Annotated in this window: 22 protein-coding genes and 3 tRNA genes; 17 read left to right on the plus strand and 8 right to left on the minus strand. The window is 54.2% G+C overall.

Annotation, left to right across the window (positions count from 1 at the left end; all coding sequences use genetic code 11):
- Positions 1–3 precede the first annotated feature (3 nt).
- Positions 4–1,428, minus strand: coding sequence for an exodeoxyribonuclease I (sbcB, locus tag GY169_RS08565; protein WP_167577263.1), 1,425 nt, complete (start codon positions 1,426–1,428; stop codon positions 4–6).
- Positions 1,429–1,642: 214 nt separating this feature from the next.
- On the opposite strand from sbcB, the gene dacD reads away from it, so the two are divergent.
- The 6 genes from dacD (at position 1,643) to cobT (ending at position 7,069) form a co-directional block, all read left to right on the plus strand.
- The gene (dacD, locus tag GY169_RS08570; protein ID WP_167575493.1) at positions 1,643–2,809 is read left to right on the plus strand and encodes a serine-type D-Ala-D-Ala carboxypeptidase DacD; all 1,167 of its coding nucleotides are present in this window, start codon (positions 1,643–1,645) and stop codon (positions 2,807–2,809) included.
- A gap of 116 nt (positions 2,810–2,925) precedes the next feature.
- Positions 2,926–3,984: an FUSC family protein gene (locus GY169_RS08575; protein WP_064544396.1), complete on the plus strand. Its 1,059-nt coding sequence runs from the start codon at positions 2,926–2,928 to the stop codon at positions 3,982–3,984.
- A 201-nt stretch (positions 3,985–4,185) separates the two neighbouring features.
- Positions 4,186–4,506, plus strand: a complete 321-nt coding sequence (locus GY169_RS08580; RefSeq protein WP_035894853.1) for a DUF496 family protein — start codon at positions 4,186–4,188, stop codon at positions 4,504–4,506.
- A 197-nt stretch (positions 4,507–4,703) separates the two neighbouring features.
- Positions 4,704–5,249 (plus strand): bifunctional adenosylcobinamide kinase/adenosylcobinamide-phosphate guanylyltransferase, encoded by a 546-nt coding sequence (gene cobU, locus GY169_RS08585; protein ID WP_167577264.1) that lies wholly within the window; start codon positions 4,704–4,706, stop codon positions 5,247–5,249.
- Positions 5,246–5,986 carry an adenosylcobinamide-GDP ribazoletransferase gene (cobS, locus tag GY169_RS08590; protein WP_167575494.1) on the plus strand — a complete coding sequence of 247 codons (741 nt, stop codon included), beginning with the start codon at positions 5,246–5,248 and terminating at the stop codon, positions 5,984–5,986. The genes cobU and cobS overlap by 4 nt, the downstream gene beginning before the upstream one ends.
- Positions 5,987–6,016: 30 nt before the next feature.
- Positions 6,017–7,069 (plus strand): nicotinate-nucleotide--dimethylbenzimidazole phosphoribosyltransferase, encoded by a 1,053-nt coding sequence (gene cobT / locus GY169_RS08595; protein ID WP_167575495.1) that lies wholly within the window; start codon positions 6,017–6,019, stop codon positions 7,067–7,069.
- 4 nt (positions 7,070–7,073) lie between these two features.
- Here cobT and GY169_RS08600 read toward each other — a convergent pair whose 3' ends face one another.
- Positions 7,074–7,964 carry a LysR substrate-binding domain-containing protein gene (locus tag GY169_RS08600; protein ID WP_167575496.1) on the minus strand — a complete coding sequence of 297 codons (891 nt, stop codon included), beginning with the start codon at positions 7,962–7,964 and terminating at the stop codon, positions 7,074–7,076.
- A gap of 124 nt (positions 7,965–8,088) precedes the next feature.
- On the opposite strand from GY169_RS08600, the gene GY169_RS08605 reads away from it, so the two are divergent.
- Positions 8,089–8,607 carry a hypothetical protein gene (locus GY169_RS08605; RefSeq protein WP_167575497.1) on the plus strand — a complete coding sequence of 173 codons (519 nt, stop codon included), beginning with the start codon at positions 8,089–8,091 and terminating at the stop codon, positions 8,605–8,607.
- A 45-nt stretch (positions 8,608–8,652) separates the two neighbouring features.
- Here GY169_RS08605 and GY169_RS08610 read toward each other — a convergent pair.
- Positions 8,653–8,728: transfer RNA gene (locus GY169_RS08610), tRNA-Asn, on the minus strand.
- A gap of 6 nt (positions 8,729–8,734) precedes the next feature.
- Here GY169_RS08610 and GY169_RS23610 point away from each other — a divergent pair.
- The 3 genes from GY169_RS23610 (at position 8,735) to GY169_RS08620 (ending at position 10,572) form a co-directional block, all read left to right on the plus strand.
- Complete coding sequence (locus GY169_RS23610) at positions 8,735–8,914, plus strand: DUF5951 family protein (protein WP_223802931.1); 180 nt, start codon at positions 8,735–8,737, stop codon at positions 8,912–8,914.
- Positions 8,890–10,356, plus strand: coding sequence for an EmmdR/YeeO family multidrug/toxin efflux MATE transporter (locus tag GY169_RS08615; RefSeq protein ID WP_167575498.1), 1,467 nt, complete (start codon positions 8,890–8,892; stop codon positions 10,354–10,356). Before GY169_RS23610 ends, GY169_RS08615 begins: the two co-directional genes overlap by 25 nt.
- A gap of 140 nt (positions 10,357–10,496) precedes the next feature.
- Positions 10,497–10,572 (plus strand) — tRNA-Asn (locus GY169_RS08620).
- 90 nt (positions 10,573–10,662) lie between these two features.
- Here GY169_RS08620 and GY169_RS08625 read toward each other — a convergent pair.
- Positions 10,663–12,111, minus strand: a complete 1,449-nt coding sequence (locus tag GY169_RS08625; protein ID WP_167575499.1) for an AMP nucleosidase — start codon at positions 12,109–12,111, stop codon at positions 10,663–10,665.
- Between the two features lie 194 nt (positions 12,112–12,305).
- On the opposite strand from GY169_RS08625, the gene ldtA reads away from it, so the two are divergent.
- Both ldtA and GY169_RS08635 read left to right on the plus strand, forming a co-directional pair.
- Entirely contained in the window at positions 12,306–13,238 is a 933-nt protein-coding gene (ldtA, locus tag GY169_RS08630; RefSeq protein ID WP_163448872.1) for a L,D-transpeptidase, read from the plus strand.
- A 68-nt stretch (positions 13,239–13,306) separates the two neighbouring features.
- Positions 13,307–14,248: a Gfo/Idh/MocA family protein gene (locus GY169_RS08635; protein WP_167575500.1), complete on the plus strand. Its 942-nt coding sequence runs from the start codon at positions 13,307–13,309 to the stop codon at positions 14,246–14,248.
- Between the two features lie 36 nt (positions 14,249–14,284).
- Here the strand turns inward: GY169_RS08635 and GY169_RS08640 are convergent, their stop codons facing one another.
- Positions 14,285–15,166, minus strand: a complete 882-nt coding sequence (locus GY169_RS08640) for a DMT family transporter (RefSeq protein ID WP_167575501.1) — start codon at positions 15,164–15,166, stop codon at positions 14,285–14,287.
- A gap of 87 nt (positions 15,167–15,253) precedes the next feature.
- Between GY169_RS08640 and GY169_RS08645 the strand changes: the two genes are divergently transcribed.
- A complete protein-coding gene (locus tag GY169_RS08645) occupies positions 15,254–16,588 on the plus strand; it encodes a PLP-dependent aminotransferase family protein (RefSeq protein ID WP_167575502.1) in 1,335 nt (444 codons plus the stop codon).
- Between the two features lie 50 nt (positions 16,589–16,638).
- Here the strand turns inward: GY169_RS08645 and GY169_RS08650 are convergent.
- A tRNA-Asn gene (locus GY169_RS08650) sits at positions 16,639–16,714 on the minus strand.
- A 307-nt stretch (positions 16,715–17,021) separates the two neighbouring features.
- Between GY169_RS08650 and nac the strand changes: the two genes are divergently transcribed.
- Together nac and cbl are read left to right on the plus strand one after the other, a co-directional pair.
- Positions 17,022–17,939, plus strand: coding sequence for a nitrogen assimilation transcriptional regulator NAC (gene nac / locus GY169_RS08655; protein WP_167575503.1), 918 nt, complete (start codon positions 17,022–17,024; stop codon positions 17,937–17,939).
- Positions 17,940–18,041: 102 nt separating this feature from the next.
- Entirely contained in the window at positions 18,042–18,992 is a 951-nt protein-coding gene (gene cbl / locus GY169_RS08660) for an HTH-type transcriptional regulator Cbl (RefSeq protein ID WP_065357644.1), read from the plus strand.
- Between the two features lie 231 nt (positions 18,993–19,223).
- Here the strand turns inward: cbl and GY169_RS08665 are convergent, their stop codons facing one another.
- Both GY169_RS08665 and GY169_RS08670 read right to left on the minus strand, forming a co-directional pair.
- Positions 19,224–19,862, minus strand: coding sequence for a winged helix-turn-helix transcriptional regulator (locus tag GY169_RS08665; protein ID WP_167575504.1), 639 nt, complete (start codon positions 19,860–19,862; stop codon positions 19,224–19,226).
- Positions 19,863–19,958: 96 nt separating this feature from the next.
- Entirely contained in the window at positions 19,959–20,624 is a 666-nt protein-coding gene (locus GY169_RS08670) for a helix-turn-helix domain-containing protein (RefSeq protein WP_223802925.1), read from the minus strand.
- 475 nt (positions 20,625–21,099) lie between these two features.
- On the opposite strand from GY169_RS08670, the gene GY169_RS08675 reads away from it, so the two are divergent.
- Positions 21,100–21,639 carry a fimbrial protein gene (locus GY169_RS08675; protein ID WP_163448865.1) on the plus strand — a complete coding sequence of 180 codons (540 nt, stop codon included), beginning with the start codon at positions 21,100–21,102 and terminating at the stop codon, positions 21,637–21,639.
- 54 nt (positions 21,640–21,693) lie between these two features.
- Positions 21,694–22,437, plus strand: a complete 744-nt coding sequence (locus tag GY169_RS08680; RefSeq protein ID WP_223882153.1) for a molecular chaperone — start codon at positions 21,694–21,696, stop codon at positions 22,435–22,437.
- Positions 22,438–22,454 lie beyond the last annotated feature (17 nt).

Consider the following 22,454-nt stretch of genomic DNA (forward strand, 5'->3'; position numbering starts at 1 on the left):
GAATTAAACAATCTCCTGCACGTACTGATACAGCGCCTTCAGCAGCGATAGCTTCTCGTTATTCCCCTCATACTGACCGTACAACATCTCCAGTTGCTGGGCGTAGGCCTGTAAAAATTCCGGGGTGAAGATCTGCCGACGGTGTTCCAGCCAGCGCTGTTGCTCGTTTTCATCCAGCGTGCCGGGGAAATTGCGCGCGCGGAAGTTAAACAGCAGCTTCTCAATACGCGGGTCGGCGAAGGTAATGTCCAGCGCCGGCAGATTGCGCGGTTCAGTCTCCAGCACGATTTTCATCGCCGCGCGGTCGGCGTCGCTAAAGAAACCGTTATATAGCTGGGCGTCGACGTTGTCCGATGCGACAAACGGCTCGGCTTCAGCAAATATCGCCACCACCTTCTCGCGCACTTGCGGGTTATCGCGCAGCAGTTTCAGGTTATCCAGGCAGTGCTGTCGGTTAATGCCTAAACGGTCGGCGTCTTCTGGCCGTAGGGTATTGGCCTGTGCCAGCACCGGGCACTTATTCAGATGCACCAGCTTAATCGGCACCGGCGAGGTGTCGCCGAGCTCGGCCTTCGGCGTATACAGACGCTCGCGCAGCGTATCGGCGTCCAGCTCGAGCAGCGGGGCAATGTCGCCCGCCAGGTCGACCATGATCACCGCATTGCGGTTATCCGGATGCCAGGCCAGCGGCGCAATCCAGCTGGTGTTTCCGCGCCAGGCGCCAAACATTCCCGAGACATGCACCAGTGGTTTCATCTGCGGGACGTCAATCAGCGTCATCAGCTTGTTTTTGCCCCGGTAGGCATACAGATAATCAAAAAGCTTCGGCTGCTGGGCCTTCACCAGCTTCGCCATGGCGATGGTCGCGTAAACGTCGGCCATCGCATCATGGGCGTTGCTGTGCTCAATGCCGTTGGCCTTGGTGAGATGTTCCAGGCGGAAGCTCGGCAGACCGTCGTCGTTTTCCGGCCAGTTGATGCCGTCCGGGCGCAGGGCATAGCAGGCGCGCATCACGTCAAGCAGATCCCAGCGCGAATTGCGGTTTTGCCAGCTCCAGGCGTAAGGATCGTAAAAGTTACGGTAGAAAATATTGCGCGTCACTTCATCATCAAAGCGGACGTTGTTGTAGCCCACCACGCAGGTTTCCGGCACCGTGAAAATATCGTGAATACGTTTGGCAAATGCCGATTCATTCTCGCCTTTGGCGCGCGCTTCCTGCGGGGTGATGCCGGTAATTAACACCGCTTCCGGCTGCGGCAGATAGTCGTCCGCCGGCTTACAGTAAAAAACCTCCGGCTCACCGATGATATTGAAGTCCTTATCGGTACGAATAGCGGCGAACTGCGCGGGTCTGTCGAGGGAAGGGCTGGTTCCGAACGTTTCATAGTCGTGAAACAGGAATCCCGGCGCGCTGGAGGTCTCTTGCATGGCGTTAACTGTGTCCGTGTATGGCATTGAATGTCCATGGTAAACGATTTAGCCTGGCATCAGAAGCGCCAGAACCGTTTCTGGAATCCGTCACGCAGGGGATTTTTTTGTGTGAAAATAGAGATATGTCATATTTTCTTGCAATTTAGCCCTGTCATGAGGCACAAACTTCCGTAAAAAGGACGGCGAATTTGTAAAAGTTGAGGATGTTCCGTTGAAAGCCCGTTTTCTTGTTGCCGTTTCTTTGCTCGCTTCGAGCGTTTCGTGTGCATTTGCCGACAATATCGCAATGCCTGCTGTCACCCCGCCCGCGATTAAAGCGGGTTCGTGGGTACTTATGGATTATACAACCGGGCAGATTTTAACCGCAGGTAATGAACATCAGCAGCGCAATCCAGCCAGTCTGACTAAGCTCATGACCGGCTACGTGGTGGATCGGGCTATTGATAGCCATCGCATCACGCCGGACGACATCGTCACCGTCGGGCGTGATGCCTGGGCGGCGGCTAACCCGGTGTTTAATGGTTCGTCGCTCATGTTCCTGAAAGCGGGCGACCGCGTTTCGGTTCGCGATCTGAGCCGTGGCCTGATAGTGGATTCCGGCAATGACGCCTGTGCGGCGCTGGCGGACTACGTGGCCGGCGGCCAACCGCAGTTTGTCAAAATGATGAATGACTACGTGCAGAAGCTGAATCTGCGCGACACGCACTTTGAAACCGTCCATGGCCTTGATGCACCGGGCCAGCACAGCTCGGCTTACGATCTGGCAGTGCTTTCGCGCGCGATTATTCACGGCGAGCCAGAGTTCTATCATATGTACAGCGAGAAGAGCCTGACGTGGAACGGTATCACCCAACAGAACCGTAACGGCCTGCTGTGGGAAAAAACCATGCACATTGACGGCCTGAAAACCGGGCATACTTCCGGTGCCGGGTTTAACCTGATCGCGTCATCGGTGGACGGCCAGCGTCGTCTGATTGCCGTCGTGATGGGCGCCGACAGCCCGAAAGGTCGTGAAGACCAGGCCCGCACGCTGCTGCGCTGGGGCCAGCAAAACTTTGATACCGTGCAGGTTCTGCAAAACGGTAAAAAGGTCGGGACCGAGCGTATCTGGTATGGCGATAAAGAAAAGATTGCTCTCGGTACCGATCAGGATTTCTGGTTAGCGCTGCCGAAAGCCGAAGTGCCGAATATTAAAGCCAAATACGTGCTGGATAAAAAAGAGCTGGAAGCGCCGCTGGCTGCTCATCAGCGGGTGGGGGAAATCCAACTGCTCGACCGCGATAAAGTGGTGGCGCAGTGGCCGCTGGTGACGCTGGAGAGCGTTGGCAAAGGTGGGCTGTTCTCGCGCTTAAGCGATTACCTGCATCACAAAGCCTGATGTAAACTCTATTTAATCGATTAGCGCCCCTTTTCAGGGGCGTTTTTGCGCTCCCGGTGGTCGTTGCCTGACGGAGCAGGTACAATTTGCCCTTTCGTTTTTTGTGGAGAGTGGGTGTGCGTCCGGATAAGTCACTCAGCCCGTTTGAAATACGCTTATATCGACACTATCGTACCGTGCACGGCGCACGCATTGCGCTGGCTTTTGTCCTGACGTTTCTTATCGTCCGCCTGCTTGGCATTCCTGACGGCTCCTGGCCGTTGATCACGCTGGTGGTGGTTATGGGGCCGATTTCGTTCTGGGGCAACGTGGTTCCACGCGCCTTCCAGCGGATTGGCGGTACGGTGCTTGGCTCCGCGCTGGGCCTGGTCGCCCTCAAGCTGGAGCTTATCTCACTGCCGCTGATGATCATCTGGTGCGCGGCGGCGATGTTCCTCTGCGGCTGGCTGGCGTTGGGTAAGAAACCGTATCAGGCGCTGTTGATTGGCATCACGTTGGGGGTGGTGGTCGGCGCGCCGCCGGGGGATATGACCACCGCGCTCTGGCGAAGCGGCGACGTGATTTTCGGCTGTCTGCTGGCGATGCTGTTTACCGGTATCTGGCCGCAGCGGGCGTTTATCCACTGGCGTATCCAGATGGCGACTTTCGTCACCCAGTTTAACCGTATCTACCAGGCGGGTCTGTCGCCTAACCTGATTGAGCGGCCGAGGCTGGAAAAACACCTGCAAACGGTGCTTAACGACGTGGTGAAAATGCGCGGTCTGATCACCCCGGCCAGCAAAGAGACGCATATTCACAAAGGCATCTTTGAGGCCATTCAGACCGTGAGCCGCAATCTGGTGTGTATGCTGGAGCTGCAAATTAACGCGCACTGGGCGACCCGCCCAAGCCATCTGTTGATGCTCAACGCCCAGACGCTGCGTGAAACTCAGACCATGACGCAGCAAACGCTGCTCTCCATCGCCCACGCGCTGTACGAAGGTAATCCGCGGCCTATTAAGGCCAACAGCGAGAAGCTCAACGACATTGTCGCCGAACTACGCCAACTGGTGAATGACTACAAGGGCGATAACCTTTCGGAAACGCCGATTCATGGTTACGTCTGGCTGAGCATGGAACTGGCGCGGCAACTGGAGCTCCTCTCCAGTCTGATGTGCCGCGCATTGCGTAAATAAAAGGCAGATGCGCAGGGTTTTTCGTCTGGTTGTTTCGATTCAGCTGGATTTAGGGTTATGATGAACTCAAAGCAAAAATGATTGTTTGCCGCAACGGTGATACGCGAAGTCATACTGGTTGAAGGGGATATCAGTAATGTGTACCTTATCGTGTAGCCGTTGTTTTAACGAATCCGACTCTCAACTATCAGGGGTATAAAAATGGAAACCACGAAACCTTCGTTTCAGGACGTACTGGAGTTTGTACGTTTGTTCCGTCGCAAGAACAAACTGCAGCGCGAAATCCAGGACGTTGAGAAAAAGATCCGTGACAACCAGAAGCGTGTCCTGCTGCTGGACAACCTCAGCGACTACATCAAACCGGGCATGAGCGTTGAAGCTATTCAGGGCATCATTGCCAGCATGAAGGGCGACTACGAAGATCGCGTTGATGACTACATCATCAAAAATGCTGAACTGTCTAAAGAACGCCGCGACATCTCTAAGAAACTGAAAGTGATGGGCGAGCAGAAAGGCGAGTAACCGTCCTTCTCGGGTGGCGGCGCTGCCGTCACCTGGCCATTGTTTTTCCTTCCCCCTAATCCCACCGCCACAACCTCAGTGACATCGCGAGCAATGCGGAGTATAAAGCTCTGTGTTTGATATATTAGCCACAGTTATGTGGGAACATATTGATATCAAAGGAACTCGCTAACAATGCAGCAACATCAGGAAGCGCAATCATGATGCTGGTGACCGGCGGCGCGCGCAGCGGCAAGAGCCGCCACGCTGAATCGTTACTCAGCCAGTACTCCCGGGTTTGCTATATCGCGACCTCGCAAGTTTTCGACGCCGAGATGGCCGAGCGCATTCAACATCATCGGGACAGTCGCCCCGCGCACTGGCGCACCGAAGAACGCTGGCAACATCTTGCCGACATCATTACACCCCACAACGATCCCTGCGAAGCCATCTTACTGGAATGCATCACGACGCTGGTGACCAACATTCTCTTTGCCTCGGGCAACCCGGACGAGATTGAGCGATGGGACTTCGACGCGCTGGAACGCGAAGTCAACGCAGAAATCGACGCGCTGATCGCCGCCTGTCGAGCATGCCCGTCACCGGTGGTGCTGGTGACCAACGAAGTGGGGATGGGCATCGTGCCCGAGAATCGTCTGGCCCGGCATTTTCGCGATATTGCCGGGCGTGTGAACCAAAAGCTGGCGCAGGCGGCGGATGACGTCTGGCTGGTGGTATCAGGGATTGGAGTCAAAATAAAATGAGCCGACTGTTTTTCGCTACCCTTTCGTTTATGAGCCGTCTGCCGGTGCCGCAGCGCTGGTCGCAGGGGCTGGATTTAGACCGCTACGTCAGCGGCGTGATCACCTTTCCGTTTATTGGCTTGCTGCTCGGGGCGCTGAGCGGCCTGGTATTTATCATCGTTCAGGCCTGGTGCGGGATCCCGCTGGCGGCGTTTTTTGCGGTACTGGCGCTGGCGCTGCTGACCGGGGGCTTTCATCTGGATGGGCTGGCGGATACCTGCGACGGTATTTTCTCTGCTCGCCGCCGTGAAAAAATGCTGGAAATTATGCGCGACAGCCGCCTGGGCACTCACGGCGGCCTGGCGCTGATCTTCGTTCTGCTGGCGAAAGTGCTGGCCGTCAGCGAACTGGCACTACGCGATACGCCGATGCTCGCCGCCATTGCCGGCGCCTGTGTTGCCGGGCGCGCGGGGTCGGTGCTGATGATGTACCGCCACCGCTATGCGCGGGAAGAGGGGCTGGGCAATCTGTTTATCGGCAAAATCAGCTTCCGCCAGACCTGGGTTACGCTGGTTATCGGCGGCGCGCTGGTTACCGCCATGCTGGGTATGCATGGCCTGCGTGCGTTGCTGGTGGCGTTTATTGGCGTCTTTATTTTAGGCCTGTTGCTGAAACGCACGCTCGGTGGACAAACCGGCGATACGCTGGGCGCGGCCATTGAGCTAGGCGAAGTGATTTTCTTGCTGGCGCTACTGTAAGCCAGCGTTTAACGGGGTAAATAATAAAATATGCAAACACTGGCTTCATTATTAGCGGCGATTCCTGACGTCGATAACGCCGCGATGGCACAATCACAGCAACATATTGATGGGCTGCTGAAACCCACCGGTAGCCTTGGGCGGCTGGAGATGCTGGCGGTGCAGTTGGCCGGTATGCCGGGGCTGCACGGTACGCCGCAGGTGGCGAAGAAAGCCATCCTCGTAATGTGCGCCGACCACGGGGTCTGGCATGAAGGGGTCGCGGTTTCGCCGCAGATTGTCACGGCAATCCAGGCGGCAAATATGACTCGCCATAACACCGGCGTCTGTGTGATGGCCGCTCAGGCCGGTGCCGACGTGCACGTGATAGATGTCGGTATTGATGCCGATCCGATTCCCGGCTTGATTGATATGAAGGTCGCGCGCAGCAGCGGCAACATTGCGCAGGGGCCGGCGATGAGCGCGGAGCAAGCGCAGTCGGTTCTGATGGCAACTATTCGCTATACGCGTCAACTGGCGGAGCAGGGCGTGACGCTGTTTGGCGTGGGCGAGTTGGGCATGGCAAATACCACCCCAGCGGCGGCGATGGTGAGCGTGCTCACCGACAGCGAGCCGGAAGCGGTGGTTGGCGTAGGGGCAAACCTGCCGCAGACGCAGCTGGGGCATAAAGTTGAGGTTGTTCGCCGCGCTATCGCTGTGAACCAGCCTAACGCCGACGATGGTCTTGATGTGCTGACGAAAGTGGGTGGTTATGATCTGCTCGGGATGACCGGCGTGATGCTCGGCGCCGCGTCCTGTGGCCTGCCGGTGGTGCTGGATGGTTTCTTATCCTATGCGTCGGCGCTGGCCGCCTGCCGGATAGCGCCGGGGGTGAAACCGTATCTGATTCCTTCCCATTTCTCCGCTGAGAAAGGGGCGCGTATCGCGCTCGCGCATCTCGAGCTTGAGCCGTATCTGCACATGGAGATGCGCCTGGGCGAGGGCAGCGGCGCGGCGATGGCGATGCATATCGTCGAGTCGGCCTGCGCCATGTATAACCGTATGGGGACGCTGGCGGGGAGCAACATCGTCCTGCCGGTATAACGGGTTATTTGGTTATCATCTGTCGCAGCAGCCATTCCCGCAGCGCCAAAATATCCTGGCGCTGCGCGGTTTCTTCGGTTGCGACCAGATAGTAGTTCGCGCCGGGCAACGTCATGTTGAACGGTGCGGTGAGCACTCCGCGTTCCAGCAGATCCCGCGCCAGCAGTTCGCTGGCAATCACCACGCCCTGGCCCGCGACTGCGGCCTGTAGCGCATGCGTTTCATCGCTAAAGGTTAATCCAGTCTGAATGTTTAATCCTTCAGGTCCATAGCGCTTTTGCCAGTTTTCCCAACTCGGTTCCGCGGCTGGAACGCGGCGATTCTCTACATGGAATAAGGTCACCGCCTGCAAATCCTCGGGTTTGCATATCTTCAGCGTCGGGCTGGCGACGACGATAAAGCGATCGGTATACAGCAGCGTGCAGTGCAGCGCCGCTTCCGGCGTCTCGCGGTAGCGAATTGCCACGTCTACGGTTCGCTGGCTGAGATCGACGCGCTCGACGCTGGTGTGCAGACGCAGGTCTATGGCTGGGAATTCCGCTTTAAAGTCCGCCAACCTGGGCACCAGCCAGTGGGTTAAAAAATTGGACGTGGTGGTGACCGTCAGCGAGGGCGGCTGCTGAGCGCGAAGTACCTGTGTTGTGGCCTCTTCGAGCGCGGCAAAGGCGCGCTGAGTGCCTGCATAAAGCACTCGGCCACTTTCCGTCAGACTCATGCCCTGCGCGCTGCGCTCGCAGACCCGGCACCCAAGCACTGACTCCAGAAGTTTGATTTGATGGCTGACTGCCGTAGCGCTCACACCCAGCGTGTCGGCAGCCCGTTTAAAACTCTGGCTTTCGGCGACTGCGTGAAACGCCCGCAGCGCGCCAAGTGGCGGGAGGCGTATTTTTTTCATACCTGAGTTTTTCTCATCTATAGCTGAAAACTATGCGTTTGTTTAAGCCATTATACAGGGCGTAGACTACCCGGCATGTAAAGCGAGAAATGAATTATTCTCATGATGATGTCGGGAGTCGAAAATGAGTACAGAGATACATAACGCTACGTTGCCGGGCGAAGCGGGTGCGCTACGCGCCATTGCGCTAGGTTCCGGGATCGCTGCGGGTGGCTTGTTGCTGAAAATGGCGACGATTGTTGGTGTGGGCATCAGCGTGATCCTGTTGACCGCTTTGGTGGCAAGTGCTGCTCTGGGCGTTGTGCTGGCGCGTCAGCGGGGGATCGCGCGTCACGGCTTTCTACTGGCCGCGATGGGCTGGCTGTTGGTATTGCTGACCACGTTGAATGCGCATCCAGGGATGGCACTGTTGCCCGGCATTCTCATCGCTGGCGTAGGGCTGGGGCTGGCCCACGGTCAGCACGCTGTCGAGAAACGGATGGGCACGATGATGAGTTGCGCCGTGGCGCTGGCGGCAGCCTTACTGATTCAGGCTTGCGCAGCACCAGGCTTGATGGGGTACGTCTTTGCGCTTGCGTTGCCTGTCGATCTCGCCTTGCTTGGCGCATTGCTGGTTCGAATTGCGGAACAGGAAAGGCGTTAAAAGCAAAAATCCCGCTTAAGTTTCCTTAAGCGGGATTTTAAAATGTGGCTCCTCTGACTGGACTCGAACCAGTGACATACGGATTAACAGTCCGCCGTTCTACCGACTGAACTACAGAGGAATCGTTGTGGAGTCGTATCTTAGCGGCGAAAAAACTTTTGTCAAACGCCAATTATCGCTTTGTGGTGCAGTTGCCTATTCCATCAACAATTTGTCGTCATTCCAGACAAAAATTAAGGAAAAATGTTTTGCAGGATCGGTGATTCTCCCTCATCATTTGAAATGGAGTTTCAACTTTCAGAACTAAGGTCCATTTTGAACGTCACCGCCGTGCTTCGCCAGGCCGTCTCGCGCACGCCCTGGTATAAAAAACGCAAAAGTTATCGAGTTCTCTTCTGGCGTGAAATCACCCCCCTTGCTGTACCCATTTTTCTGGAAAACACCTGCGTTCTGCTGATGGGCGTGCTGAGTACCTTCCTCGTCAGTTGGCTGGGAAAAGAGGCTATGGCAGGTGTCGGTCTCGCCGATAGCTTCAATATGGTGATTATGGCGTTCTTCGCCGCCATTGACCTTGGGACAACGGTGGTGGTGGCGTTTAGTCTCGGCAAGCGGGATCGCCGCAAGGCACGTGCGGCGGCGCGGCAGTCGCTGGTGATCATGACCCTGTTTGCGGCGATTCTGGCGGCGGTCATTCACTATTTTGGCGCCGGGATTATTAATATCGTTGCCGGCGACGCGACGCCAGAAGTGAAGGCGCTGGCGTTGACCTATCTCGAGTTGACCGTTCTGAGCTATCCCGCCGCCGCGATTGCGCTGATTGGCAGCGGTGCGCTGCGTGGCGCCGGGAATACGAAGATTCCGCTGATGATTAACGGCGGGATGAATATCCTCAATATTATGATCAGTAGCGTGCTGATTTACGGCGCATTTGGCTGGGACGGCCTTGGCTTTGCCGGGGCGGGGCTCGGGTTGACCATTTCACGCTACATCGGCGCGGTGATGATCATCATTGTGCTGATGGTGGGTTTCAATCCGGCCCTGCGCATTCCGCTTAAAAGCTACTTTAAGCCACTGAATTTCGCGATTATCTGGGAAGTGATGGGGATTGGGATCCCGGCCAGCGTCGAATCGGTGCTGTTTAACGGCGGCAAACTGTTGACCCAGATGTTTGTCGCCGGGATGGGGACTGATGTTATTGCCGGTAATTTTATTGCCTTCTCGGTGGCGGCGCTGATAAACCTGCCCGGTAACGCGCTGGGCTCGGCATCGACCATTATCACCGGTAAACGGCTTGGCACCGGTCAGCTCGCGCAGGCCGAACGGCAACTGCGTCACGTCTTCTGGATGTCGACCATTGTACTTACCGTGATTGCGTGGGGGACGGCGCCGTTTGCCGGGCTGTTTGCGTCGTTTTATACCCATGAAGAGGATGTCAAAGAGGTGGTGAAAATCCTGCTGTGGATGAACGCTGCCTTTATGCCCATCTGGGCGGCTTCCTGGGTGCTGCCGGCGGGCTTTAAAGGGGCGCGCGATGTGCGCTTCGCCATGTGGGTTTCCATGCTGAGCATGTGGGGCTGCCGCGTGGTGGTTGGTTACGTGCTGGGTATCCTGCTTGGCTGGGGAGTGGTTGGCGTCTGGATGGGGATGTTCCTCGACTGGGCAGCGCGTGCCGCGCTTTTCTATCGCCGTCTGGTGACCGGGCGCTGGGCGTGGAAATATGCGCCAGCCAAAAAAGAAGATGCCGCATAACGGCGAGTTGCGGGTAAAATCGGCAAAAATCGTCAGTTTTCAGCCTGATTGCAGATTAAATCAGCAAACGATTTATTTTCTGCAAATCAGGCTTTGACAACCACGGGGTACCCCGATAATATGCGCCTCGTTCACACGATTCCTCTGTAGTTCAGTCGGTAGAACGGCGGACTGTTAATCCGTATGTCACTGGTTCGAGTCCAGTCAGAGGAGCCAAATTTAGAAAAGCCTGCTTTCGAGCGGGCTTTTTGCTTTTCTGCGTTCAACCACTTCCTCGGCATCGCCGTGGCGAGCCGAGGAAAGGGGTTAACGGAACGGCGGTTCGTTGAAGGTGCGTAACTTACGTGAGTGCAGACGGTCGCCTTCAGCACGCAGCAGGTCGATGGCGCGAATGCCAATCTGCAGGTGCTCGGAAATCGCCCCTTCATAGAAGCGGTTAGCCTGACCGGGCAGTTTTATCTCTCCGTGCAGCGGCTTGTCCGACACGCATAGCAGCGTGCCGTAGGGGACGCGGAAACGATAGCCCTGCGCGGCGATCGTTGCGCTTTCCATATCAATGGCCACCGCCCGGCTAAGGTTAAAGCGCAGTGCGGATGCCGAATAACGCAATTCCCAGTTGCGGTCATCGGTGGTCACTACCGTACCGGTACGTAATCTTTGTTTTACTTCCTCTCCCGGCATGCCGCTAACCTGCTTGGTGGCGTCGTACAGGGCTCGCTGTACCTCGGCGATACTCGGGATCGGAATATCCGGGGGCAGCACGGCGTTGAGTACGTGGTCGTCACGCAGGTAGGCATGCGCCAGCACGTAGTCGCCAATCGACTGACTTTCGCGCAGGCCGCCGCAGTGACCAATCATCAGCCACACGTCCGGACGCAATACCGCCAGATGGTCGCAGATATTTTTGGCGTTGGATGGGCCGACACCAATATTAATCAACGTAATTCCCTGACCGTCTTTCGTGAGCAAATGCCAGGCCGGCATCTGGTGCTTTTTCCACGCCAGATCGGAAATCGCTTCCTCCGGCGCTTCGGTATCGGCGGTGATCCAGATCCCGCCCGCGCAGGAAAGCGATACGTACGGGCTGTCAGGATCGAGGATCTGGCTGCAACCCCAGCGCACGAACTCATCGACGTAGCGGGTGTAGTTGGTGAACAGCACAAACGGCTGGAAGTGTTCGACCGGCGTACCGGTGTAGTGACGCAGGCGCGCCAGCGAGAAGTCGACGCGGCGGGCATCGAAATGCGACAGCGGATAGAACTCAGTGGCATGGGTTAAGCCATCCGCCGTTTCATCGCCAATCTGCGACAGTTCGGTCGTCGGGAAGAAACGCGTGAGATCGGCGCTCATGGAGCGATCGAGATTGAGACCGTCTATCACGTAAGGATAAGGGATCTCGTGCTGCGACAGGCTAACTTCAATATGCGCATCGTAATCCTCATGCAGCAGCGACAATTGTTCCAGCAGATAGCTGCGAAATAGCGTTGGGTGGGTGATGGTGGTGGTGTAGCAGCCGGAGTGGGTAAAGCGGCCAAACGCGCGGGTTTTCTGCGCCTTGTGCGCGCAGCCGCTCCAGGAGACCGAGAGCTGTGGGTAGACAAATAATCCGTTGGCCCGCGCTTCGGCGCTGGGCAGTGAGCGATCGTCAATAAACAGACGGATGGCGTCACGTAATGCATTTACCGATTGATCGTACAGCGCCTGGAGTTGATCCAGCGCCTGCTCAGGGGTCAGACTCACGCCCGTATTACTCATCGTTCGCTCCTTGTGTCAGGTCTGCAGCTTTTCCCGATAGTATGTCAGCGGATGATGAAACAAAAGCGCTAGCCGGTTCCCATATAACAACTGGTTAACCTTTAACCATATTCTTCGTACGCAACGGGAATAGCAGCGCGGTGAGTGAAAAAAGCTATAATTAACCGATATCTGCCGTGAATGAGGAAAGGGAAATGGGACCTCGTGTAAAACTCTGGTGTGCGTTAATTCTGGCGACGGCTAGCCATAGCGCCCTTGCCGTAACTTATCCGCTTCCCCCGGAGGGAAGCCGTTTAGTGGGCAGCACGCTGAATATCACGGTGCCGCAGGATAACCGGCTGCCGCTGGAGGCATTTGCGGCCCAGTACGGGCAAGGGCTGAGCAATATGCTGGAAGCGAATCCGGGCGTTGACGTGTTTTTGCCGAAATCGGGATCCTCGCTGGTGATCCCGCAGCAGCTGATTTTGCCCGACACCGTGCGTCAGGGGATTGTGGTGAATGTGGCAGAAATGCGCCTTTATTATTATCCGCCGGACAGCAATACCGTTGAAGTGCTGCCGATAGGCATAGGTCAGGCCGGACGCGAAACGCCGCGTAACTGGGTGACGGCGGTGGAGCGCAAACAGGAGGGGCCAACCTGGACGCCGACGGCGAACACCCGTCGCGAGTATGCAAAGCGCGGAGAAAGTCTGCCCGCTTTTGTGCCTGCCGGGCCGGATAACCCGATGGGGCTGTATGCCATCTATATTGGGCGGCTTTATGCCATTCATGGCACCAATGCGAATTTCGGCATTGGCCTGCGCGTCAGCCAGGGCTGTATCCGTTTGCGAAACGACGATATCAAGTACCTGTTTGATAACGTGCCTGTGGGCACGCGGGTACAGATTATCGACCAGCCGGTGAAGTACACCACCGAGCCGGACGGTAGTCGCTGGGTAGAGGTGCATGAGCCGCTGTCGCGCAACCGCACAGAATATGAATCAGATAACAAAGTTCCGTTGCCAATGACGCCCGCCCTGCGTAGTTTTACTGAAGGGCAGGGAGTAGATGTGAATCGCGCAAAATCGGTACTCGAGCGACGCTCGGGTATGCCAGTGAATATTAGCGTCTCACATAACACCCTTTAAGCGAGCAATACATATCGTCAGGCACGCTTCGTGCGGGCTTTTTGCTGGGTATTTCCAGGGAGAATGAGATGAGCACCGTCGTGAATTGGGGCGTACTGGGCTATGCCCGAATCGCCAAAAATTCGGTTATTCCGGCCATTGCCCGCGCGGATAATGCGCGGCTGTACGGCGTAGCATCACGCAACCAGGCCGACCTGCCAACCGGTGAATGGGAACAGAGCTACGGCGATTATGCCGCGCTGCTTGCCGATCCGGCCATTCAGGCCGTTTATATCCCGTTGCCAAACTCGCTGCATAAGGAGTGGGTACTTCGCGCGCTCGAAGCGGGTAAGCACGTGCTGTGTGAAAAACCGATTGGCCTGACGGCCGCCGAAGCGCAGGAGATGCAGCAGGCCGCGGTACAGCATAACCGCCTGCTGATGGAGGCGTTTATGTATCAGTACACCGACCGCGTACGGGTGATCAAACAGGTACTGGAAAGCAGCGCGCTGGGTGAACTTCGACATATTAACGTCTCGTTCCGTTTCTTGCTGGATCGTCCAAATACCATCAAAATGCAGCCTGCGCTGGGCGGCGGGGCGCTGTACGACGTGGGCTGTTATCCGGTGAACTTTATCGGCATGGTGACCGGACGCTTGCCGGTACGCTGCAAAGCGCTGTGCGAAACGGACCAGGGCGTTGATACCAATCTCTCGGCATTGCTTCAGTATGAAGATGGGCTGATTGCGAATATTCACTGCGGTTTTAACGCTTATGGCCGCAATTACGCGGAAATTATCGGCACGAAAGGCATGCTGATTGTTGATAAACCGTTCCTCGACGATGCCGGCGCGCTGCACCTGCATACCGCTGAAGGCGTGCGTGAACTGCCGGTTAGCGAGTCTGACCGCTATCAGGCCGAAATTCGCCATTTCTCCAGCGCGGTGCTCAACCAGCCTTCGCGGCTGATTCCGCTGGATGAGACCGTCCGCAATATGCAAGTGCTGGATATGATTCACGCCGCGCTGTAATCCCGTCTCGCGACGCTGGGCGTTCCCGGCGTCGCGTTATCGCGCAAACCGCCGCGACCCGATCACACACAAAATCACGCCGAGCGTCACCATCATCATCTGCGGGCTTATCGCCTCGTGAAGCAGGATGGCCGAGAGCAGCAAACCTAAAAATGGCTGTAATAGCTGTAGCTGTCCCACGGCGGCGATCCCGCCCGCCGCCAGCCCCTTGTACCAGAAAATAAAACCAATCAGCATGCTGAATAACGAGACGTAGCCCACTGCTGTCCAGGTCGAAAGGGAAAATGCATCCAGCACGGGTGGTCGGGTGATAAAGGCGGCGAGCAACATGGCTGGCAATGATATCACCAGCGCCCAGCCGATGACCTGCCAGCCGCCCAGTTCACGCGTTAGCGTTGCGCCTTCCGCATAACCCAGGCCGCAGGCCAGAACGGCGGCAAGCATCAGCACATCACCGGTCAGAGATAGCGTTGCGCTTTGCCAGAGCGCAAACCCGGCCACCAGCAGGCTGCCGAGCAGTGAGAAGATCCAGAAGGCGATACGTGGCCGTTCGCCGCCACGCAGGACGCCGAAAATCGCTGTCGCCAGCGGAAGTAGCCCGATAAATACAATGGAATGGGCGGCGGTGACGTAGCGCAGTGCAAGCGCGGTCAGCAGCGGAAAGCCAATAATCACCCCCAGAGAAACAATGAGCAACGGCAGGATTTGCCCGCGATGTGGCCTGGGCTGACGAAATACCTTCAGCAGCGTGACGGCGACCAACCCTGCGATAGAGGCGCGTAAAAAAGTCAGAAAGAACGGATCCATTTCCAGCACCGCTATCCGCGTTGCCGGTAGCGAGCCGCTGAAAATAATCACCCCCAGCAACCCGTTGAGCCACCCGGAATGCGCCTGCTGTTTTGCGTCTACGATATTCATCCCTTGCTCCTTGTCGTTGAGTCATTGTCGCGGCGATGGTAGTTTCTTCTATTCGGTACAATCAAATTATTGTCATGGATACATTGCATGAAGGCGCGATACAAAACGCTGGTTGACGCCTATGCTCAGGCTATTCGCAGCGGGAAACTGATGGCGGGTAGCCGTTTACCCACGCATCGGCAGCTGGCCGCCGAGCATCATATTTCGCTGGCGACGGCGACCCGGGTGTATGCCGAGCTGGAGGCGATGGGGTTAGTGAGTGGGGAGACCGGGCGCGGCACCTTTGTACGAGAAATCGCGCTCGCCGTGGGGCACGGTATCGATCAACAGGCGATCGCCGCAGATGTGCTCGATCTTAACTTCAACTATCCTGCGTTGCCGGGGCAGGGCGATCGGTTACGTGAAGGGTTGCGGCAACTGGCTAACGTTGGCGATATTGAATCGCATCTCCGTTATCAGCCCCACGCCGGGAGGCTGGGAGACAGGGACATTATTGCCCATCACCTCAGCGCTCAGGGGCTGGCCACGCGGGCAGAGAACGTGTTGATTGTTAACGGTGCTCAGCATGGGCTGGCCGTTTCGGTCATGGGGTTGCTGCGTCCCGGTGATGTGGTGGCCGTCGATGCCTTAACTTATCCGGGCTTCAAAGCGCTAGCCGCACTGTATCAGCTGGAGCTGCTCGCCATTCCGGTTGGCGATGAAGGCCCCGATCTCGACGTGCTTGCCCGTCTATGTCAGATACGTCACGTGCGCGCTGTCTATACCATGCCAACGTTACACAACCCTCTCGGCTGGGTGCTGAGTAGCCGTCAGCGCCGGCGGTTGGCTTCTATCGCCCGCCAGTACGACCTGCTGGTGATTGAAGACGCAGCCTACGCTTATCTGGCTGCACGTGCGCCGTCACCGGTAGCCAGTTATGCGCCGGAAAGAACGGTTTATGTGAGCGGTTTTTCAAAAGATGTCGCCACCGGAATCCGCGTGGGGATGGTGGTCTGCCCCGATGCCTGGCGTCCTGCGCTTGAACGTGCCATACGGGCAACTACGTGGAATACCCCTTCGGTGATGAGCGCGCTGGTTTGCCAGTGGATTGTGGACGGAACCGTCTCAAAGCTGGCGACGCAAAAAAGGCGTGATGCTCGTCTTCGCCAGCGTCTCGCCCGCGATATGCTGGGGCCGCAGCCCTGCATCAGCCACCCGGACTCGTGGTTTCTCTGGCTGCCTCTGGCTGAGGAGAGTCGGGCCGATCGGGTGGCGAAATTACTGATGGATCGACAGATTTCTGTCTCAACCGCCGAACCCTTTTGCGTGACACCTAATGTTCCGCAGGCCATTCGTGTGGCGCTGGGTTCGGTTTCGATGGAGCAGCTTAGCGTTGCGCTGGCGGCAGTACGCGCAGCGATTGAATATGAGCAGAGCCGGTAGCAGAAAGTAGAAAAGCAAAAAGCCTGCTCGAAAGCAGGCTTTTCTAAATTTGGCTCCTCTGACTGGACTCGAACCAGTGACATACGGATTAACAGTCCGCCGTTCTACCGACTGAACTACAGAGGAATCGTGTGAACGGGGCGCATATTATCGATGTCCCTACGGCTTGTCAAAGGGTGAAAAGCGCGAATAAGTTCGTTTGCTGACAATTTCAGCAATTTAGGTTTTATTGCTCATTTTCTCCGCAGCTTGCACCGTGAAAGTGCATATTTACCCCTTATGGGGCATAGGGCAATCTTCTGACCGGGGCAAAAAAGGGCGCCAGCGATAGGATTACCCGGTTTCAGCACGATTTTTAAAACTGGCAAGCATCTTGCAACTCCTCCGATTACTTAACGCCAGCGTGGCAGTGGATCTCGTACCGGAGGCAAAAATGAACTTAAGACGGCTGAAATACTTCGTGAAAATCGTCGATATCGGCAGCCTGACTCAGGCGGCTGAAGTGTTGCATATCGCGCAGCCTGCACTGAGCCAGCAGGTCGCAACGCTGGAAGGTGAACTTGACCAACAGCTGCTTATTCGCACCAAGCGCGGCGTGACGCCAACCGAGGCTGGAAAGGTTCTGTATACGCATGCCCGCACGATTCTGCGTCAGTGTGAACAGGCGCAACTGGCGGTGAACAATGTCGGTCAAACGCTCAGTGGCACCGTTTCAATCGGGCTTGCGCCGGGAACGGCGGCCTCGTCAATTACCATGCCGCTGCTGCAGGCGGTGCGTAACGAACTGCCGGATGTGCTGGTGTATCTGCATGAAAACAGCGGCACCGTGCTGAATGACAAGCTACTCAACGGCCAACTGGATATGGCGGTGCTGTACGATCGCGCGCCGCTGGCGGGGATTATGAGCCAGCCGTTACTGAAAGAAGATCTTTATCTGGTGGGCACCCGCGATTGCCCGGGGCAGAGCGTGGATCTGACCGCCGTTGCTGAAATGAACCTGTTTTTACCCCGCGACTATAGCGCCGTCCGCGCCCGCGTTGACGAAGCTTTTTCGCTGCGCCGCTTAACGGCAAAGATCATCGGTGAAATTGAGTCAATCTCAACGCTGACCGCCGCCATCGCCAGCGGTATGGGGGTGACTGTTCTGCCGGAGTCGGCGGCTCGATCGCTATGCGCCGCGGCGAACGGTTGGATGGCGCGCATTACGACGCCATCGATGAGTCTGCCTTTATCGCTCAACGTTTCGGCGCGAGGCCAGTTATCGCCGCAGGCGCAGGCGGTGAAAGAGATTTTGATGTCGCTGGTGAGTCGGCCAATGCTGGATAACCGTGAATTGCAGCTTGTGAGCTAAGCTTATATTCCATTCAGGAATATGTTGCTGGTTTTTATTATTTGTTTGTCAGGTCGACAAACTTTAACAATAGCGTCATATCTGACTGAATCGGGGTGACGCGTGAACTTCCAGCAACTTAAAATTATTCGCGAAGCGGCACGGCAGGATTACAACCTGACCGAAGTCGCCAATATGCTCTACACATCGCAGTCTGGCGTAAGTCGACATATTCGCGAGCTTGAGGAAGAGTTAGGGATTGAGATCTTCATTCGTCGCGGGAAGCGCTTATTAGGTATGACCGAGCCGGGCAAAGCCCTGTTGGTGATTGCCGAACGTATTCTGAATGAGGCCAGCAACGTTCGCCGTCTGGCCGACCTCTTTACCAATGATGCCTCCGGCGTACTGACCATCGCCACCACCCACACTCAGGCGCGCTATAGCCTGCCGCCGGTGATCAAAGCCTTTCGTGAGATCTTCAAAGATGTGCGCCTGGAGTTGATTCAGGGCACGCCGCAGGAAATCGACGCGTTGTTGCACAGCGGCGGCGCCGATATCGGTATCGCCAGCGAACGGCTGAGCAACGATGCCACGCTGGTGGCTTTCCCATGGTTCCGCTGGCATCACAGCCTGCTTGTTCCCACCGATCACCCGCTCACTCAGACCACGCCGCTGACGCTGGAAGCGATTGCCCGCTGGCCGCTGATTACCTATCGTCAGGGAATTACCGGGCGCTCGCGCATTGATGAAGCGTTTAACCGTAAGGGGCTGACGCCGGATATCGTGCTCAGCGCGCAGGATTCGGATGTCATCAAAACTTACGTCGAGCTGGGGCTGGGAATTGGGCTGGTGGCCGAGCAGTCGGGCGATGCGCAGGAGTCCGGTAGCCTGGTGCGGTTGGATACCCATCATTTGTTTGATGCCAATACCGTCTGGCTGGGGCTTAAACGTGGTCAGCTACAGCGGAACTACGTGTGGCGCTTTATCGAACTGTGCAATGCCGGATTGTCGCTGGAAGAGATCAAACGCCAGGCGATGGATCTGGAAGAGACGGTGCTGGATTACCAGATTTGATGGTGTGTCGTTTGGCGATTTTGCGATGGAGTGTCGCAGAAAGCCTGCTTTTAAGCAGGCTTTCTGCCTGGCGAGGCTCAGCCATTAGCTGTTTGACAGGCAATCGCAATTAAGAACTCCAGGGTATCATCGTCGCCAGATTAACCACGATAATCAGCAGTCATACTGTGAAAGATCGCTGATTCACGTTATTACCAGGAGCACCATTTACAGGGGGTCGTATGCATCCAATCAGAACTTAGCGGGGAGTTTATTCAAACTGATGAGGAATCCGCGATGGATTTCAATATAGCCTCCCGCTTTGAGATAGGTGAGAATGCGCATGATGCCACTCCGTGAGAGGTGTGTTTTTCCCTGAATATAATTTACCACTGTAATGGATTTCCTGTAGGTCTCATTTTCAGACATCAGCTGCAACAGGATGAACTTAATTAATTCATACGAGGTGGGAGCGCTCATTTGCTCATTGATAATATACAATTTACTGGACAACACCATCATATGCTGCGCTACAGCTTTCCATAGGTGATGTTCTTCAATGATTTCAATGGCTTTGTCCAGGGACATGATGCCAATGGTGGCAGGGGTTAACGTTTTGATATAGGTGATAATATTTTCGCTGGCGATATAGTTTAGACCAAAAAGGGTAGGCGCGGTGGCTGTCAAAACCGCAATGTCATTTTTATCACGGTGGTATGTCACATATCCTTTCAACAGAAGATAACAGTAATATTTACCCCCTGACTTTGGATAAAGACGTTTACGGGGGGATATATTTTTTATTTCACAGTATGGTTCTAATTTTTCGATAATACACTCAGTAAAAGGAGACGGTGTCATTAATTTTGTGGCCCAAAAACTATCGCTCATGTTCCTGTCCAGAATTGTGTTGATTTGTCCTTATATTATAGCGTATGAATAAATAGTCTAACCTACAATGGGTTATTGCCAATAAATTGTTATGAATCAATATCTTGGCGGTAATTGCTTAAGTTCAATTAGTACACCTTTTTCCATAGAAAGTAATCCTGCACTTTTAAGGTCACTGATGATACGCATGATACTGCTTCTGGAAAGATAAGTTCGCTCTTTTATATAAGTAGCCGCAGTAATGTTGGTACGAAAGCTGGGTGATTCATTCATTAATTGGTTTAGCTGAAATTTCACGATGTCATAAGAAGACATTTTCGCAATCATTGTGCAATGTTCAAAAATGCGTGATGATGTGTAAATAAGTAAAGCACAGGTACTTTCCCAAAGAGCATATTTTTGCACTAACAGATTAAATCTTTCCAGCGGTAAGCGGGTTAATTCTGATTTCTCCAGGGCCCGAACGTAAAGTCGATCGCCGTAAGCAGACTGGTTGCTGACGCCCATGATAAAAGGGGACTTTTCACTGTTCAAAACCATACCGTCCCCCCTTCTGTTTAAGCTAATGCTGCCGCTCTCCAATAGATAACAGTAGCGCTTTCCATTGACCTGGTAGCGTAAAACCTCGCCTTTTACTGGCGTGATTTTTTCACCATATGGAGCAATTGAATCCATTAGGGTTTTAATGTGTTCCAGTGGTTTTTTAGCCAGCGTAGAATTTAAATAGTCCAAAGGCAGGCCTTTAATATCATTTGAAGTCAATTTCTTATCTCTGCTAAGAGTAATTGGAAAAATCTTAGTAAAACTTAGTATGAGATTGCTTTTTTATATTTAGAATATAAAAAGATGTTCTTTTTGGACTCAATGAGTAACATATTTTTAATAAATTTAATTGAGAATCATTTCTGTTGATGAAGTTCTACGAGAAGATATGATGATTGACGGAAAGGCGAGCTTACTGTGTTAATTTAGTGTTAATAACAGAATCCAGGAAAAACAAATATAAGAATTGCCACATTAAAATTGTTTCTATAAATTGCCGTTTAGCAAGTGTGTTATTTCACCAGGGAAACAGTAAGACTCAGGAAAACGCGATAAAAGTATACTCATAGTAATGCTTCTACAGGTTAGTGATATTTGTATAAGAGCAGCGTACGGCCAATGTTTTATGACATGAGTCATCCCGGATGTCACTCGCTAAAATAAGCGTTGAGTTTTTTATTAAGGAATAAATAGTATGAATAATAAATTGATAGCTGTCGCTTTTACCACCGCCGCCGTATTAGGTACTGTTTCTACTACCGTAAATGCGGATAATACTATTAAGTTTCAGGGTGAAGTTGCCGATCAAACCTGTACTGTAAATGTGAATGGTAATGCGTCTTCTCCTCTGGTCTTATTGCCAACGGTTCCTGCCTCATCTTTAGCCACAGCGGGAACAACGGCAGGCACGACTAATTTCACAATTGATATTTCAGGATGTACGGCTTCAACTTCCGATACGGCGATTAAAACTATTTTTGTCGGTAATAACCTGACCAGCAATGGTCGTATGGGAAATACGGGTTCCGCGACAAATGTCTCTTTACAACTGGTCGACCCGGCGACGCCATCGACTCCGCTTGATTTGACAGGGCAGACCGGTGCACCGGGTTTAAATCTGGTCGCAAACGCCACGTCTGCCTCTCACGATTTTGCCGTGCAGTACTACTCAGAAGGCACTGCAACGGCGGGTTCTGTACTGGGTAGTGTTCAGTACGCTATTTCTTACCAGTAATGCTGTCACCCCTTCCGAACTCTCGGAAGGGGGGTTTACCAAGAGTAATTTAAAATGACTACAAGAGCATTTTGCCGACTTATTATTTTTATCCCGGTTTGCATCCTGATGCTCTGTTCACCGGTGATGGCTAGCGTGGTGATGCTGAATACCAGGGTTATTTATCCGGCAGATACTCAATCTCAAACACTCCAGTTTTCTAATAATGACAATATTCCATATGTAATGCAGGTATGGTCAGATGTGAACAATCCCGCTTCAACGCCAGATACTACCGATGCGCCCTTTATGTCGGTTCCGGCACTGTTCCGTATTGAGCCACATACCGGACAGTCTGTCAGACTGATCTTTACGGGTAAAGATTTACCAAAGGATCGGGAGTCCTTATTTTATCTTAACTCAGTGCAGATCCCTCCAAAAAATGCGATTAAGGGAAATCAGAATCAAATGTCTGTCATTCTGCGTAATCGCTTAAAAATATTTTATCGACCTAAAGATATTGTTGGTAACCCGGATGGTGTTGCCCAACAGATCCATTTCTCTTTAAAAGAAAATAATGGGCATTGGGGACTGGTTGCAGAAAATACATCTGGATATTATGCCTCTGTCATTAGCGCTTCTCTCGTATCCGGCACGCAAATCATACCGTTTCAGACCAGCATGATCCCGCCAAAGACAACGGTAACCTGGCCAATGAATAAGAAAGGACAGTCAATATCAGCGGCTAGCAAAGTGAAGTTTATATTAATAAATGATTATGGCGGCCAGACTCACGCGCAGGCGGAACTCGGCAGATAAGATTTACCCTGATAAAA

This window comes from Kluyvera genomosp. 3 (assembly GCF_011765685.1).
GTDB lineage: Bacteria > Pseudomonadota > Gammaproteobacteria > Enterobacterales > Enterobacteriaceae > Kluyvera > Kluyvera georgiana_A.

Bases quoted from the DNA above. Each gene is read 5' to 3' on its own strand.
- cobS (WP_167575494.1), top strand. From the start codon at position 5,246: ATGAGCCGACTGTTTTTCGCTACCCTTTCGTTTATGAGCCGTCTGCCG.
- GY169_RS08580 (WP_035894853.1), top strand. From the start codon at position 4,186: ATGGAAACCACGAAACCTTCGTTTCAGGACGTACTGGAGTTTGTACGT.
- nac (WP_167575503.1), top strand. From the start codon at position 17,022: ATGAACTTAAGACGGCTGAAATACTTCGTGAAAATCGTCGATATCGGC.
- ldtA (WP_163448872.1), top strand. From the start codon at position 12,306: ATGGGACCTCGTGTAAAACTCTGGTGTGCGTTAATTCTGGCGACGGCT.
- GY169_RS08615 (WP_167575498.1), top strand. From the start codon at position 8,890: ATGGAGTTTCAACTTTCAGAACTAAGGTCCATTTTGAACGTCACCGCC.
- GY169_RS08600 (WP_167575496.1), bottom strand. From the start codon at position 7,964: ATGAAAAAAATACGCCTCCCGCCACTTGGCGCGCTGCGGGCGTTTCAC.
- GY169_RS08635 (WP_167575500.1), top strand. From the start codon at position 13,307: ATGAGCACCGTCGTGAATTGGGGCGTACTGGGCTATGCCCGAATCGCC.
- cobT (WP_167575495.1), top strand. From the start codon at position 6,017: ATGCAAACACTGGCTTCATTATTAGCGGCGATTCCTGACGTCGATAAC.
- GY169_RS08665 (WP_167575504.1), bottom strand. From the start codon at position 19,862: ATGAGCGATAGTTTTTGGGCCACAAAATTAATGACACCGTCTCCTTTT.
- sbcB (WP_167577263.1), bottom strand. From the start codon at position 1,428: ATGCAAGAGACCTCCAGCGCGCCGGGATTCCTGTTTCACGACTATGAA.
- GY169_RS08640 (WP_167575501.1), bottom strand. From the start codon at position 15,166: ATGAATATCGTAGACGCAAAACAGCAGGCGCATTCCGGGTGGCTCAAC.
- GY169_RS08625 (WP_167575499.1), bottom strand. From the start codon at position 12,111: ATGAGTAATACGGGCGTGAGTCTGACCCCTGAGCAGGCGCTGGATCAA.
- GY169_RS08680 (WP_223882153.1), top strand. From the start codon at position 21,694: ATGACTACAAGAGCATTTTGCCGACTTATTATTTTTATCCCGGTTTGC.
- GY169_RS08675 (WP_163448865.1), top strand. From the start codon at position 21,100: ATGAATAATAAATTGATAGCTGTCGCTTTTACCACCGCCGCCGTATTA.
- GY169_RS08645 (WP_167575502.1), top strand. From the start codon at position 15,254: ATGAAGGCGCGATACAAAACGCTGGTTGACGCCTATGCTCAGGCTATT.
- GY169_RS08605 (WP_167575497.1), top strand. From the start codon at position 8,089: ATGAGTACAGAGATACATAACGCTACGTTGCCGGGCGAAGCGGGTGCG.